The organism is Lachnoclostridium phytofermentans (genome assembly GCF_000733755.1).
Lineage (GTDB): Bacteria > Bacillota > Clostridia > Lachnospirales > Lachnospiraceae > Lachnoclostridium > Lachnoclostridium phytofermentans_A.
In genome coordinates this window covers 90,341-105,315 of the sequence record NZ_JPOF01000003.1, presented here as the reverse complement: position 1 = coordinate 105,315, position 14,975 = coordinate 90,341, and the positions used below count along the sequence as shown (strand labels likewise).

The following is a 14,975-nucleotide window of genomic DNA, read 5'->3' as shown; positions in this document are numbered from 1 at the left end:
AGAAAATACACACTGACAAAAAATGACGAAAGTTGACATATAAGACTAATTTGTGCTAATATAGTTCATAATGACTAGATGCGTGGGGATTAATTATTTGGTTCTAAAAGTTAGCGATAGAAAGAAAGAGGCATGTGATTTCAATGGCTTTTCATGGATATAAATACAAATTTAATTTGTATGCAGCACATTCGAACATGTCCTATGGTGGAACGGATACCCATTTTCATAATTTTACGATAACGCTTTATGTTAATAGCATTAACAAGCAAGTGGATGAAAATTATAATTTAGAAAATGTGGTAAATGAATGGTTACAAAAATATAGAAACAGGCCTCTGCATGAATTTGAAATTTTTAATGGAAAAGAAACCTCCATAGAGTCCATGGGAGACACTTTTTATGATCATTTATGCGAGTTGATTGAGAATGAGGAGTATGAACTGATTCGTCTTGATATTGAAGAAAATCCGATTCGTTCTTATTCTGTTTCAAAATATCTTTTGGATAAAAGCGTAAATAGGGTGACAGGCATTCCATTAGATTGTGTTTCCTTCATTGACTTAAATAGAAAGAGTCAAGAGGACGCCTTAGAAGATTACGAGCAAGAAGCTGCTGCTGCGATAGAACCAAAGATAAACGAGGAAGAAAGTACGGTTGATGAGAAAGATATTACTATACTTGATGATACGGACGGAAAAGTTAATTTAGTAAGTTATGATAATACAGAGGATACGAATACGAAAGAAGCAATAGATTCTAAGGAAGAAAATAAGGATAGAATCCATGTTCCTCATGTACAAGAAGATGAGAAAAACTCAAAATTCAGGTTACCTCATCTAGTAAAACTGGTGTTAGCTGTAGTAGCGCTGGTAACATTTGCGTGTATTACGATGTACTCAGTTAAGATAAGTGGTAGATATCCACAGGGTTCGGATACCTTATGTCATCTGTACCGAGCTGACTTAATATTAGAAAATATCAAGGTAGGAAACTGGTATCCGTTGTATGATGGAAGTTGGTATAACGGTGTTGAAATTATGAGATACTGGGGGCCGCTTCCGCTGTATGTGATTGCTGGACTTGAGTGGTTGATCGGAAGCAGTGTACTGGATGCCTATATTTTGTATCTCGGTGCGTTGATTGTGATAGGTGGATGTGGTTGGCTTCTATTTGGTTATCGTTATAAGAGGATTGGTCTTGCTACGATTCTTGGACTCATGTGGTTTTACTTTCCTGAAAATATACGAGTTGTAGTCCAAGAGGGAAATCTACCAAGAGGTCTTATTAATGCGCTTTTTCCATTCTTTTTCTATTTTCTATGGAGATTAGTAGAGGAAAAAAACAAGAAAAGTTTTATACCGCTTGCTGTAGTTACAAGCCTAATTACACTATGTCACATGGGTATGGTATTAATGTTGATTGCTACTGTAGCAATTTTCTTATTCATTCATGGACTTGCAAATCGATCTGTAAAGTGGGAATTGTACAGTATAGGTTCGTGTATCTCTGGTATTATGATTGTTGGAGTATGGGTGGTACCTTCTTTAATCGGAGGTGCTGCTTCCAGTGGTAAAAGTACAAATCAGGTAATGCAATATTTTTTCCAAAGTGGTTTCAAGTCATTAAATCCGTTTTTACGTTTAAGTGGTGACATCTTATCTTTTTATTTTGGTTTGTCTGTCTTTCTTGTTTGTGTGTTAGGTGTAATGTTAGGCACCAAGAAGGTAAGGGCGGGTTTTCTTACCGTTGTTATCATATTTTTATGTACTACGAAATCTGTGTATCACTTATTTGTTAAGCTTCCTTTTAGTCAATTTATGTGGATGATACGTTTTATTCCAGCAGTTCTTGCCTTAGCTTTGGTTTCCTTTTTTATGTGGCGACAGCTAAAAAAATGGGTTGTTATCTTAATTTGTGCCCTACTTATCTTAGACTGCGTACCTTCTTATCAGCATGTATATTTTGCGAAGGAGGACAGAATTTTCGATGCAGAAAAAGAACTGGAAGAAAGAGCAGAGAGAACATTAATCACCAAAGCAAAAGAATTAACAAAACAAAGAATGGCTCTGCTAGATCTTAGTACTTATGGTTCCTTTGCTCCTTATTATATCGCTGGTGTTGGTAAACGAGTCGATTATACCTTTGGTGCTGGATGGGAAGGGGCAAATACTGCCTCGAATATTGTTGCATTAAATAGTTCCGTGGAAAATGGATGGTATACCTATCTCTTTGACCGTGCGATCGAGCTTGGTAACGATACCGTATTAGTTCCGGTATCCTCGTTAAAGCGTGGAATAAATGATGTAGAGAGGTTAAAAGAAGCAGCAAATCTTCTTGGGTTTAATTTGATAGAATCTACCAAGGAGACTTTACTTTTTCATAAAAATACGATAGATAGTTTTGGTGTGATTTCGGAATATGAGAATATTGCAATTGGAGCATCCGCAGACAGTATTACAAGAATTTACCCAAGTTTTAAAGAATCACTAACGGATAACCTAAATGCTTATACTTTTGAAGAACTGATGAAATATAAAAATATCTATCTTTCAGGTTTTACTTATACCGAGAAAGAAAAAGCAGAAGAAATGTTACTTAAACTAGCGCAGGCTGGTGTTAAAATTTATATTGATATGGGAAGCTTGCCGGAAAATAAAGCGAAGAAACAGATGGAGTTTTTAGGTGTGACTGCTAGAACGATATCTTTTCAGGATACGTATCCTATGTTTTATTATTTCAAAGAGACCTACACCAGCTTAGAATTTCCAGAGGAGTTAAGTCAGTGGAACACAGTATATCTCGATGGGTTAGATAACGTGGAAGGTTTTTGTAATATGGCGGATAAAGAACTACCTTATATCGGGACTTCGGGTAATGACAATATCAATTTTATCGGTCTAAATTTAATCTATTATCTAGAAATAACCAATGATTCAGTAATTGGAAGTTTAGTAGATCACATTTTCTCAATGGATGGTAAGCAAGTTCCAACCAGAGAGTTGGTACCGATTACTGTGGAAAAAGAAATAAACCAAGTAATGATTCAATCAGAATATGACAATGTTAATACAACATTGGCTCATATCGATATATTTGAAAGTGAGCAGTATTATACTGCAGATCATGGACTGCTTGTGGTAGATAAGGGTACTACAGTTATTAAGATGAAATACCCGCACCTAACCAAAGGTCTAATGGTGAGCTCATTGGGCGTATTCCTAATGTTAGCTCTGTATTGGAATCTACAAAGAACGATCAAGAAAGGAGGAGTAGCGGATGAAGAATAAAGGTTTTATTAAGGCGATATGCCTGATTGCCATATTACTGTTTACCGTATCCGGTAATTTTTCTGCTACGAAGGTCTATGCGAAAGATACGTTAAGTGCTGGATTTTCCTTAGGAAAGGCGGGTATGATTTCCATTGACGGATATTATGATGATTGGGAGGACAAGCCGATTTCTCATATTACTTATGGATCACACAATGGAAAGACCATCCATGATGTATCGTTGATCAAAGATGAGGATTACATTTATATTTATGTGAAACTACACGAAACCTATGCGGATCATCATATGCCGCTTTATGCTATTAATTTAAGTATAAATGGAAGAACCTGTGAGATGTATATTGCACATGCGAATGCCCAGGGGACGACGGATTGGTCAAATCCAGTAAATTTGCAAAATGGTATTAATTATGGATTGTATCCATTTACTTATTATCCAAACTACTCTTTGGGAGATGCGGTTATCACAGTATCCGATGGGAATCCAAATGATCGGATGGAGATTCGCGTTAGTATCGATAAACTGGAGCAGGTAATGGGCTTACCGCATGGCTCTGTAAATAATGGCGCAATCATATCACTATACTTACCAAACCTAGGGAAAGAAACCATACAACTTATGGGTACTTCCACAGGAGCCGTTATTGGGATTGCATTATGCGTGATCACAGTAGCAGGTGTGTACATTGTTAGAAGAAGAAAGAGGATAGCTTAAGATGAATTGGTTGGTAATCGTGGGTGTTATTGTTTGGATATATATACTCACTGTTTTCCGTAGAGGTAAATTACATTACTTTCAATTTATCTGGGGTAGTGTAGGTCTCTTTATTGTTATGTGTATTTTTGTGCAACCTAGAGTGACAGAAGCGCTAAAGCAACTGGTAGCAACCGTAGTAGGAATGATAGGCTCAAGGTTGTCCATCTGCGAAGCTTATTATGAATACAATATCATCTTTATTCCACAGATGAAGGTCATCTCTTCCGTGTCTCTTTATATTGATTATGAGTGTTCTGGAGTTATTGAAATGATGGCTTTTGTATCCATGTTAGCATTTTACCAAGTGTATGAAGTGGGCCAGAGGATTATTGTAGCATTGATTGGATGTATCAGTATCTTCTTTTTTAATGTCATTCGTATTCTTACGATATGTGCTATCGTATATCAATTTGGTAGTGGTTCCTATTATATCGCACATACGATTATAGGAAGATTGATATTTTATGCATTATCGATCGCCTTATACTATATTGTGTTTACAAAACAGCAGATCATAAAACAAAAGATAGGAGGTTTCCGTTATGCTGAACATACTGGAAAAGATGTCTAGTCAGATTGTGTTTTGGTCGGCGTGGATTATCATTCCTCTTATCATGGAGATTATTCCTTCCTTCTTTGGTTTTCTTGTATTGTTACGAAAGAGGCTAAAATACAGTGCTGATCCTGAATTGTTATATAATCCAGAGATTTCAATTATCATTCCGGTTTATAATTCAGCAGATACCTTAGAGATGTGTATCAACTCTATCGTGGAATCGGATTATCCTATTGATAAGATTGGCATTTTATTAGTGAATAATGGAAGCAAGGATCATAGCTTTGATATATATAAGAGATACCAAGAGGAACATCCAGAGATTAACATGAAGTGGATGAATTCAAAGCAAGGGAAGTCAAAAGCCTTAAATATGGCGCTGTTTAACAGCAAAGGAAAATATATTATTCATATTGATAGCGATGGAATCCTTCATGCAAATGCGCTTTCTAATCTTATAAAACGATTTGAAGCTCATTCTAATATCCACTGCATGACAGGGACGATTTTAACAAATCCAGACAGTATTGATAACACACTAAAGTTTACAAAGCGATTGATGCAAAAAATAGAATTTTTTGAATATGCACAAGCTTTTTTAGCTGGTAGGAATTTTGAGGCAGAGTGGAATAATATATTTACTATGTCTGGTGCTTTCTCTGCTTTTCGTAAATCTACCATTCTTAAAACACAATTATATAATACAGAAACGGTTTGTGAAGATACTCACATTACATTCCAAGTTAGAAGATTGTTGAAAAAAAGAATTGATATTTGTGAAAATGCAATCTTTTTTGTGGAACCTATAGAAAGCATGGATACCTTATATGTACAAAGGCAACGTTGGCAAAGAGGGGAACTAGAGGTAGCACATATGTTTCCAGATAAAAGAAAGTTTTCCATGAACTTTATGACAAAATTATTGTTATACGATCATACCTTTGCATTTCCACGTATGATATGGTACTTTGCTTTAATATGTCTTACCTTTATGAATTATCCTTTTTCCTTTATTATCCGTTCTGTTGTATTAATATATTTTCTATACTGTATTTCGTCGTTTTTATCCTACCTTAATATCTGTAGCTATTTAAAGTGGGATGGGAGATTACGTCGCTTTTATGCTAGGAAATTCATCTTGATATTTTGCCTTCCGATATTCAACTTTATTGTGTATTGGTTTCGTATGGCTGGTATCATAAATAGTATTAAGATACAAAGTCAGTGGAAAACAAAGTCATTTCAAGAGGAATGTGGAACCTGCAAGCAAATAATGAAAAATGATTTTAAGATGATAGGAGTTGTCGTGAATAAAATTAGACAATGTATTACAACTGGAAAATGATATAGGTGATGTAGATGGGACGAATTAAAAACGCGAAATTTCAAAGTGTAATTATAATGGCTAATATCGCATTAGGGATTTTACTGCTCGTACTAATCAATTTAGAAATTAATAATACGATAACTGTAAACAAGCAGGTTTATATCAATAACCAGAAAAATTTAATTAAATCGATATTAGAACGAGCACTTCTTGAAAAGAAGTATAGTGAAAAAAATATAGAAGATGTGGTTTCGGATATTATAAAGACAGATTTTCCTACATCATCCAGTTATTATTGTATCTTCACAAAAGGAAATGAAGTTCTTTTTATAAAGGATGAAAATACAACGGAATCTTTAAAAGGACAAACACTTCAAGATTTAATAGAACAAGAATTTGCTTCAAAACAGGAAACTACAAAATATCTGATAGCGGATATGCAGTTAAAACTAAATAACAACAGCTATTATTTATTGATTTGTACCAAGGAAAATTATTTTATCAAACAAATAAATCTAGATAATATCGCTATGTATACGATGGTCTATTTTTTATTGTATATAATAATACAAGTCATTACTACCGTATTAGCATTTTATACAATGAGAGAGGATAAACGGACAATTGAAGCCTTAAATGCAAAGGCAATCAATGATCGGATACTGATTGAAAAATTAGAATCGGATAAGAGCGACAGATACGTGATACCAGGTCAGGAGGGACTGTATTCTTTCTATCCAAGGAATATCGTAGAAGAAGTGATAAAGCATTTAACGGCTGAAGAAAAAGAGAATTGTGTACAGATAGAATTTATGATTGAAAACCTAAAGATGGAGCATTTTGTTGGTGTTTCCATTATCCTAGATAGGATCAAGCTAAATAACAGTGTTGCGTGTTATTGGGAAGATAATATATTTAGGGTGCTTTCCTTTCATGGGGAAGAAGAGAGCATTCGAAGTTTCATTGAGTTGTTTCTTAGTAAGTATAAAGAACAGTGTCAGGAAAAGGTGGAGGATCTTAAAATTATTGCCAGGTATTTAGATGACAAAGAATTTCCTCTCTCCTAGTCCGTATTACTTAAGAGTAGAAAAATCCAGATTGGAGGAAATATGAGATATAGTCAATACAAGTATAATTTTTACTTGAACGCAAGCCATTCCATCTATTTGGATGGCAAATTGGGAAACCGCCATCCTCATACTTGGGAGATTTCTATTTATGCTATTAATAAAAATGAAGTGTTTATGATGTTTACCGAGGTGGAAAAAAGAATCGAAGAATTTCTTGGAAAATTTCAAGAGAAGTATATCAACGATTATGAACCATTTACCACGTTAAATCCAACACTTGAAAATATAGCGCATTTCTTTCTTTCAGAGTTGCAAAAGATTCTAGATCCACTGAATTGGGTCATATTTACGATAGAAATTAGTGAGACGCCGACCAGATCTTATATCATAAGCACTTTGGATAATCCTATAGAAGAAGAAGCGGAACGAAAAAATATAGCAATGCGAATTCTAGAGGAGAGCAGAAAACATAAAAGCCAATGAGTAAGCATCGAGGCAAGGAATACTACAACAATAGAGGGAACATCGCAACAACAGAGTAGGCATGGTAATAGATGAGGAGTGATTGGGAGGCTTGGCAGTTATGTTTCAAGAGAAAATATGGATTATTATTCCTTCATTAGAACCAGACATGAAAATGATTTCTTTGATTAAAGATTTAAAAAGAGAAGGTTTTCAAAATATCGTGATTGTGAATGATGGAAGCAGTGACGAGTATGTAGGACTTTATAAAATTGCGGGTGAAGACTTTGGATGCAAGGTTCTTACCCATGGTGTGAACTTAGGAAAGGGACGAGCAATTAAAACGGCACTGAACTACCTAATAACAGAAAGTAATGCCTTTGGTGCTGTCACTGTAGATTCTGATGGACAGCATAAAATTAAAGATATCTTAGCATTATCAGAAGAAGTAATAGAACATCCGAATCAACTTACCCTTGGATGTCGGAGTTTTTCTAAGGAGGGCATTCCATTTCGCAGTAAATTTGGCAATGTTTTCACTGCAAAAGTATTATCGATCCTTTGTGGTATGAGAATTTCTGATACACAGACTGGACTTCGAGGGTTTGGACGAGAACTGATGAAAAGTCTATTAACGGTTAAAGGCGAGAGATTTGAGTATGAGATGAATATGCTTCTTTATGCCAAAGAGAATGATGTTTTCATTGAAGAAATTCCTATCGAAACGGTTTATATTGAAGAGAATGCTTCTTCTCATTTTAATCCTGTATTTGATTCCCTAAAGATTTATTCTGTTTTCTTAAAGTTTATCGTAGCGTCTTTCTCTTCGTTTGTAGTGGATATCGTACTTTTTACCGTGGCTTATCACTTATTAAAACGTCATTATCCAGACAGCTACATCATCATTGCCACAGTGTTTGCGAGAATATTATCCTCCCTCTATAATTACAACATGAATAAAAGAAGAGTGTTTCGTTTAAAGGAGAAAAATATCGCTACTCTGGCAAAGTATTATATCTTATGTGTTATACAGACAATTCTGTCAGGAGTAGGAGTATATGCTTTGTACCGTTTGTTCCATTGGAATGAAACAGGGATTAAAATCCTAGTGGATGTTATTTTATTCTTCCTTAGTTTTCAAATTCAAAGAGAATGGGTATTTAAGAAAAGAAAGAGCATTTAAAGGGAATGAGTATAAAAACGAAATAAAATTTAAAGACGAAAGACTTCTCAAAAAGGATGAATAATCAGGTTATTTCAAAAGTAAAACGTTTAAGGTTTACTTGGTTATAAAAAATAGAGAGATAGTAGCTACCTCCAAGTGCAGTTATATTAACTTAACGCTTGGAGGTTTTTTTATAAGATAAAGCAGTGCTTGATAAAAATATGGGCATATAGGAAGGAGGGAAGGGGTGTTACCTTAATTACTAAATACTAACAATGGATACACTTACCAACTTATGAATTGGGAAAGTTACCAACTTATGAATTGGGAAAGATGCTTGTAACTAGAGGTTAACTATGGTAGTATTTTTGTATAAAAGTTTTAGAAAGAAAGGGTTCATGCGATGCAGTTGACAGATTCCTTGGGGAAAATTAAGGGAATAGGGGAAAAAACCGAGCAAAAATTTCATAAACTATCGCTGTTTAGCGTGAATGATTTATTGGAGCACTACCCTCGTGGGTATGAGGTTTATGAGATGCCAAAACCAATCAGTAGTGCGATAGAAGGTACTACGATATCGATAGAGGCAGGAATTGCTACGATTGCAGAAGTTAAAAAGATAAGAAATCTTCAGATTATTACCTGTATGGTACGTGACCCATCCGGAATGATAAAACTGACTTGGTTTAATCAACCTTTTTTAAAGAATACATTGCGCATGGGTGCAAGGTTTATATTCCGTGGTAAAGTTACTAGAAAGAATGGTTCTTTGGTGATACAACAGCCGAAGATTTATAAGCAGGAGGAATATCGAGTATTACTAAATGTAATGCAGCCAGTTTATTCATTAACAGAAGGTTTAACTAATCATGCGGTCTCAAAAGCAGTGAATGTTGTATTAAGTCAGATGGATGATTTTGGGGAGTTTTTACCAAAATCTATTTTAAAAGAACAAAACTTAATATCAAGAAAGGCTGCTATCAGAGAAATTCATTTTCCAAAAGCAAGAGAGACAATGCTAGAGGCTAGAAGGCGTTTAGTCTTTGATGAATTCTTTTTATATACTGTGTTACTACAAAGAATACGAGAGAATAAAGGTAGTGTCTTAAATGGATTTATAATCAAAGAACAGCAAGAGATATCAGAATTAATCGCTAGCCTTCCGTATGAATTAACGAATGCACAAAAGAAGGTTTGGGAAGAGGTAAAGAAAGATCTTCATAGTAGTACCTCGATGAATCGTTTGATTCAAGGAGATGTTGGTTCTGGTAAGACCATACTAGCTGTGTTAGCCTTGTTACTTGTAGCAAAGAATGGTTACCAAGGCTGCTTTATGGTGCCAACAGAAGTTTTAGCAAAACAGCATTTGGAGGCTCTTCAATCGAGTTTGTCAAGGTTTGATTTAAAGATTGAACTGTTAGTAGGATCTATGACAGCGGCACAGAAACGAAGTGCGTATCAGCGAATAGAAAATCATGAAGTTGATATCATTGTTGGAACACACGCTTTGATACAAGAAAAGGTAACTTACGATAAGCTTGCTTTGGTAATTACAGATGAACAGCATCGTTTTGGGGTAAAACAAAGAGAGAGTTTATTAAATAAAGGAGATAATCCTCATGTGCTAGTTATGAGTGCAACTCCAATTCCACGAACACTTGCAATAATCCTATATGGAGACCTTGATATTTCTGTGGTGGATGAATTACCAGCAAATCGTTTACCGATAAAGAATTGTGTAGTAGATACCAATTACCGAGAAACTGCATATCGTTTTATCGGAAAGCAGATTTCGGAAGGTAGACAAGCCTATGTCATCTGTCCGATGGTAGAAGAAAGTGAAACCATAGAAGCCGAAAATGTGGTAGAATATACCGAGAAACTAAAAGAAGCCTTGCCTTATGTTAATGGAATCGAATATCTTCATGGCAAGATGAAACCCAAGGAAAAGGACGATATTATGGAGCGATTTGCCTCAGGTGAAATCTCTATTTTAGTCTCTACAACCGTTGTCGAGGTTGGCGTTAATGTACCGAACTCTACCGTTATGATGATAGAAAATGCGGAGCGATTTGGACTAGCGCAGCTTCATCAGCTTCGTGGGCGTGTTGGAAGAGGGTCTCATCAGTCCTACTGTATCTTAGTAAGTGGATCTAGCGGTAAGGAGACAATGGAACGTCTTGAAATATTAAATAAATCGAATGATGGTTTTTTTATAGCAAGTGAAGACTTAAAGCTACGAGGACCAGGTGATTTGTTTGGTATTAGGCAAAGCGGTGACTTGGAGTTTAAGATTGGCGACATTTATCAGGATGCTTCGATTTTAAAGGCAGCTAATGAAACTGCAAAACATTTAACTGCGGAAGAATACCTTAGCTTATGTAACAATTATCCCGCTCTTTTGGATAAGTTTGAACGACTAGCAGTGGGCACCCTGTAACCAGTTTTTTTCTAACGATTGATTATTTGAGAGGAGAGGAGTGTCGTTATTCTCCCCTTTCCTTTCCATTTGTAGTGTAGTATAATAAAAGAGTTTAGGGGAGAATTGTGCGAAATTATGCTCGTACTTGTGAAAATTCTAATAAACTCTTCAGCAATGATATCATCGGGATTGGAGATTACCATGCAGCAGAATATTTCAGAGAAAAAACTATATCTTATCGCACAGAATAACTATAATATTCTAGTGAAATACTGCTCTATTTTAGAAGAAGAAGGGTACTGGGAGCAACCGCAGAGTTACCTTAATCAATCAATTTATGAAATCCTAGATCTTTATCTTTCGTCCTGTCTTATTCATGTGGCTTATGTACTTCGAACATCCTTACAAGAAAATCAAATGTTCTTACTTGCAAGTTTAACACAAACCAATCCGTTTGAGGTTTCGTTATCGGATGGGGTCAAGGAACAGGCAAGAATAGATGCAGAAAAATTTTATCAATCACCTCCGATTCTACTGCAATTATTTGGATTGCGAGATACCAAGAAAAACACCGGTTTGCTTGGTTTGTTTTTTGATGCAATTATTAATATCTTATTGGTTATGGCGTATCTTAGTGCGGTAGAAACCGCAGTTTATATGCGCTGTCTGCAAGCATATTGTTCCAGTGTTAGCGTTTTTTTACGAGGTGTTGATTATACAACAACGATAGTGGATGAACGCTATTTGTTTAAAAAGGTTTGTGTTGGTGATTTAGAATCGAGTACAAAGAGATTATTAGATGCGGGTGAGTCCTTTGGGGATTATTTAAAAATTAGTTTATATTATAAAGATAAGCAGAATATCAATTATGATCTAAAAGAATTGCCGCTTGAAACTTCACCATACCCAATGAAAAAAGAAGAAACTACGAGTGATGTAACGAGTGTGGAAGAAACTTTTGAAAAAAAGAATGATGAGGAACTTAACAATTTATTAAGAGAACTAGAGGAGTTAATTGGACTCACTGAGGTAAAAAAAGAGATTACGTCCTTAATCAATCTTATTAAAGTAAAAAGGTTACGAGAAAAATACCATTTGCCGCAGCTTGAGATGTCTTATCACATGGTTTTTTCTGGTAGCCCTGGGACTGGAAAAACCACTGTTGCACGTTTAGTAGCAAGAATTTATAAAGAGCTAGGGATATTATCGAAAGGTGACTTAGTGGAGACGGATCGTGCCGGGTTAGTGGCAGGATATGTTGGACAAACAGCGCTAAAGGTGACAGAGGTAGTTGAGAGAGCGATCGGTGGTGTCTTATTTATTGACGAAGCTTATGCACTGACGCAAAATATTGGCTCAAATGATTTTGGTGGAGAAGCGATTGATACGCTTGTAAAACTAATGGAAGATCATCGTGATAATTTAGTTGTGATTGCTGCAGGCTACACGGACGAGATGAAGCAATTTTTGCGATCAAATACTGGACTGGTTTCCCGTTTTAATAAGTTTATAGAATTTCCGGATTATACGAAGGAAGAATTATTATCCATACTCGATGCAATGGCACAAAAAAGCGGATTTATGATAGAAGATGATGCGATGCAGACAATGGATACCTATTTGGGTAAATTGCAAGCAGATCAAAAGAAAGAATTTGGGAACGCAAGAGGAATTCGGAATGTGTTTGAAAAGCTTGTAGTGAATCAGGCGAATCGCGTTATTACATACGAATCTCCAACTTTAGAGCAATTATCCATGATTGTTCAACATGATGTGATAACGCTCCTAAAAGAGGAAAGATAGGAGGATACCCATTGATTGCAGTACTATATCTGATTATATGTTTTGTCACAGGGAGTATGATATGCACCTTTGCATTTCCAAAATTAAAGGAGATAACAACAAAGTCCTTTCGTGGCAATCCGCTGGAGATAAATAAGTATTTTGTTTTACTACCAGCTTGGTTTATTTCTGGAACCATTTTGGTAACTTGGCTCGTCTATATATTAGCGCTTTTTTTTAGAAATAAAACGCAACCATTAATTTTGGCAAATGGTATCACAATGTCAATCTGTTTCGTGGTATCTATGTTATACTTAATACAAAAATTTTGGTCTAAAAGAGTTCTTAAAATGGCAGAAAGCTCTTTATCAGAGAGGAAACATAAATTAACAACCTCTGAGTGGATTTTCTTAAGTTTAGTGGCGTTTTTGTCAATACAATTGATGTGGCGAACCTTATTTGTAGCACATGGACAGTTATATGTCGGAAATTCCGTTTTTAGTGACTTTTCACCACATATTGGAATGGTTCGTTCATTTTCTCATGGTAATAATTTTCCGACAAATTATTCTCACTTTGCAGGAAGTGATATTCGGTATCACTTTATGTTTCAGTTTTTCGTTGGAAACTTAGAATTTTTAGGTATGCGATTGGATTATGCTTTTAATATACCAAGTGCAATCGGTATGATTAGTACCTTTAGTTTACTGTATGTTTTGGGATGTAAACTTGGAGGAAAACGAGCTATAGGATTCTTAAGCTGCCTATTTTTCGCATTTCGAAGCTCACCTAGCTTATTCACCTATTTATCTGAGTTACCAAAAGGTACAGGTATTGTGGAAGCTTTAAAAGCAAATTCCCAATTCTTTTCTTATACAACTCATGAAGATTGGGGATTATGGAATTTGAACGTATACTGTAATCAAAGACATCTTGCGTTCACACTTCCTATTATGTTACTTATGTTATTATTATTTATACCGCTTGCCTATGAGGGCTTATATCGTGTCTCGCAGGGGATGATGGTTTTTTCGAATAAAAAACAAGAGAAAACAAGTTTTACGTCACTCTGTCATAAGATAATAACATTTACAAAACTTTCATTATTAAACTGGGAAGGCTGGAAAGTAAAGGACATAAAGTTAGCGATTATGTCAGGACTCTTAATTGGTGCATTGTCCTTTTGGAATGGTGCGGTTACCATTGGAGTTTTATTAGTATTGTTTGTACTTGCAATTGTATCAGATCGTAGATTAGAACTTTTGATAACGGCTGTAATTGCGACAGTATTATCTGTAATACAGTCCACGGTATTTATTTCTGGTTCTCCAATTGAAACCAATTTTTTATTCGGCTTTATTGCAGAAAATCCTACCTTTTTTGGCACTCTTGATTATATAAAAAGGTTGACTGGTATCTTATTCCCAATTCTTCTGTTATCGTTCCTTACCTTAAAGGGGACGAGGAGATGGGTGTTATTCGCATTTTTGGCACCATTTATCTTTGCATTTACTATGTCACTTACCATTGATGTTACGGTAAATCATAAGTATATTATGATGTCACTGATGTTACTTGGAATATTTGTTGCTATTTTTATTGTTAAGTTATTTGAGAATCGTAGTTTTTTCCTTAGATTTGTCAGTGGAATTTTAGTCATCATGTTAACCTGTACTGGCTTTTATGAGTATTTGGTTGTTTTAAAGAAGAATAGTGGAAGTAATTATGTGGTTCTTAATATGAAAGACAAGGTAACTGAATGGGTGATGGATAATACGTCAGCAAAGGATACCATATTATCACCGTATTATGCTCTCAATCAGGTTGTTCTTGGAGGAGGTATGCTATATCTTGGATGGCCATATTTTGCTTGGTCAGCTGGTTATGATACCGATGGAAGACAAGAGATGGTAACAAGAATGTATGAAGCAGGCACCAGTGAAGAGTTAGTTCAGTTGGTAGAGCAGGAGAAGATTCGATTCATTATTGTTGATTATGATGCAAGGACATCTGATTTATATATAGTAAATGAAGATAATATAAGAAATACTTATCAAGCGGTATTTACCAATGGAGAAGGAGAATGGAATACCACGATATATGATACTACACAAAAAATAGTACAATAGGAAAGAGAGGAA

General features: G+C 35.3%; 10 protein-coding genes. All 10 read left to right on the top strand.

The genetic code is table 11. The annotated features are described in order from the left end of the window. The first annotated feature begins 143 nt into the window (after positions 1–143). The 10 genes from CC92_RS0105945 (at position 144) to CC92_RS0105900 (ending at position 14,963) form a co-directional block, all read left to right on the top strand. Positions 144–3,290: a 6-pyruvoyl-tetrahydropterin synthase-related protein gene (locus CC92_RS0105945; RefSeq protein WP_029503885.1), complete on the top strand. Its 3,147-nt coding sequence runs from the start codon at positions 144–146 to the stop codon at positions 3,288–3,290. Next, complete coding sequence (locus tag CC92_RS0105940; protein ID WP_029503886.1) at positions 3,280–4,008, top strand: Firmicu-CTERM sorting domain-containing protein; 729 nt, start codon at positions 3,280–3,282, stop codon at positions 4,006–4,008. The genes CC92_RS0105945 and CC92_RS0105940 overlap by 11 nt, the downstream gene beginning before the upstream one ends. A 1-nt stretch (position 4,009) precedes the next feature. Beyond that, complete coding sequence (xrtG, locus tag CC92_RS0105935; protein WP_029503887.1) at positions 4,010–4,621, top strand: exosortase family protein XrtG; 612 nt, start codon at positions 4,010–4,012, stop codon at positions 4,619–4,621. Then, a complete protein-coding gene (locus tag CC92_RS0105930; protein ID WP_029503888.1) occupies positions 4,593–5,951 on the top strand; it encodes a TIGR03111 family XrtG-associated glycosyltransferase in 1,359 nt (452 codons plus the stop codon). Before xrtG ends, CC92_RS0105930 begins: the two co-directional genes overlap by 29 nt. A 14-nt stretch (positions 5,952–5,965) precedes the next feature. After that, complete coding sequence (locus CC92_RS0105925) at positions 5,966–7,000, top strand: hypothetical protein (RefSeq protein ID WP_029503889.1); 1,035 nt, start codon at positions 5,966–5,968, stop codon at positions 6,998–7,000. A 42-nt stretch (positions 7,001–7,042) separates the two neighbouring features. Continuing rightward, positions 7,043–7,486, top strand: a complete 444-nt coding sequence (locus CC92_RS0105920) for a 6-carboxytetrahydropterin synthase (protein ID WP_029503890.1) — start codon at positions 7,043–7,045, stop codon at positions 7,484–7,486. A 100-nt stretch (positions 7,487–7,586) separates the two neighbouring features. Then, on the top strand, positions 7,587–8,648 hold the full coding sequence (locus CC92_RS0105915) for a bifunctional glycosyltransferase family 2/GtrA family protein (protein WP_029503891.1): 1,062 nt from the start codon (positions 7,587–7,589) through the stop codon (positions 8,646–8,648). A 385-nt stretch (positions 8,649–9,033) separates the two neighbouring features. Further along, the gene (gene recG / locus CC92_RS0105910) at positions 9,034–11,070 is read left to right on the top strand and encodes an ATP-dependent DNA helicase RecG (RefSeq protein WP_029503893.1); all 2,037 of its coding nucleotides are present in this window, start codon (positions 9,034–9,036) and stop codon (positions 11,068–11,070) included. A 183-nt stretch (positions 11,071–11,253) separates the two neighbouring features. After that, positions 11,254–12,855: an AAA family ATPase gene (locus CC92_RS21480; RefSeq protein ID WP_051650807.1), complete on the top strand. Its 1,602-nt coding sequence runs from the start codon at positions 11,254–11,256 to the stop codon at positions 12,853–12,855. Positions 12,856–12,866: 11 nt separating this feature from the next. Continuing rightward, entirely contained in the window at positions 12,867–14,963 is a 2,097-nt protein-coding gene (locus CC92_RS0105900; RefSeq protein ID WP_029503895.1) for a hypothetical protein, read from the top strand. Positions 14,964–14,975 lie beyond the last annotated feature (12 nt).

Excerpts from the sequence above, each read along its gene's own strand:
- CC92_RS0105920 (WP_029503890.1), top strand. The coding sequence starts at position 7,043 with ATGAGATATAGTCAATACAAGTATAATTTTTACTTGAACGCAAGCCAT.
- recG (WP_029503893.1), top strand. The coding sequence starts at position 9,034 with ATGCAGTTGACAGATTCCTTGGGGAAAATTAAGGGAATAGGGGAAAAA.
- CC92_RS0105925 (WP_029503889.1), top strand. The coding sequence starts at position 5,966 with ATGGGACGAATTAAAAACGCGAAATTTCAAAGTGTAATTATAATGGCT.
- xrtG (WP_029503887.1), top strand. The coding sequence starts at position 4,010 with ATGAATTGGTTGGTAATCGTGGGTGTTATTGTTTGGATATATATACTC.
- CC92_RS0105915 (WP_029503891.1), top strand. The coding sequence starts at position 7,587 with ATGTTTCAAGAGAAAATATGGATTATTATTCCTTCATTAGAACCAGAC.
- CC92_RS0105940 (WP_029503886.1), top strand. The coding sequence starts at position 3,280 with ATGAAGAATAAAGGTTTTATTAAGGCGATATGCCTGATTGCCATATTA.
- CC92_RS0105930 (WP_029503888.1), top strand. The coding sequence starts at position 4,593 with ATGCTGAACATACTGGAAAAGATGTCTAGTCAGATTGTGTTTTGGTCG.
- CC92_RS21480 (WP_051650807.1), top strand. The coding sequence starts at position 11,254 with ATGCAGCAGAATATTTCAGAGAAAAAACTATATCTTATCGCACAGAAT.
- CC92_RS0105945 (WP_029503885.1), top strand. The coding sequence starts at position 144 with ATGGCTTTTCATGGATATAAATACAAATTTAATTTGTATGCAGCACAT.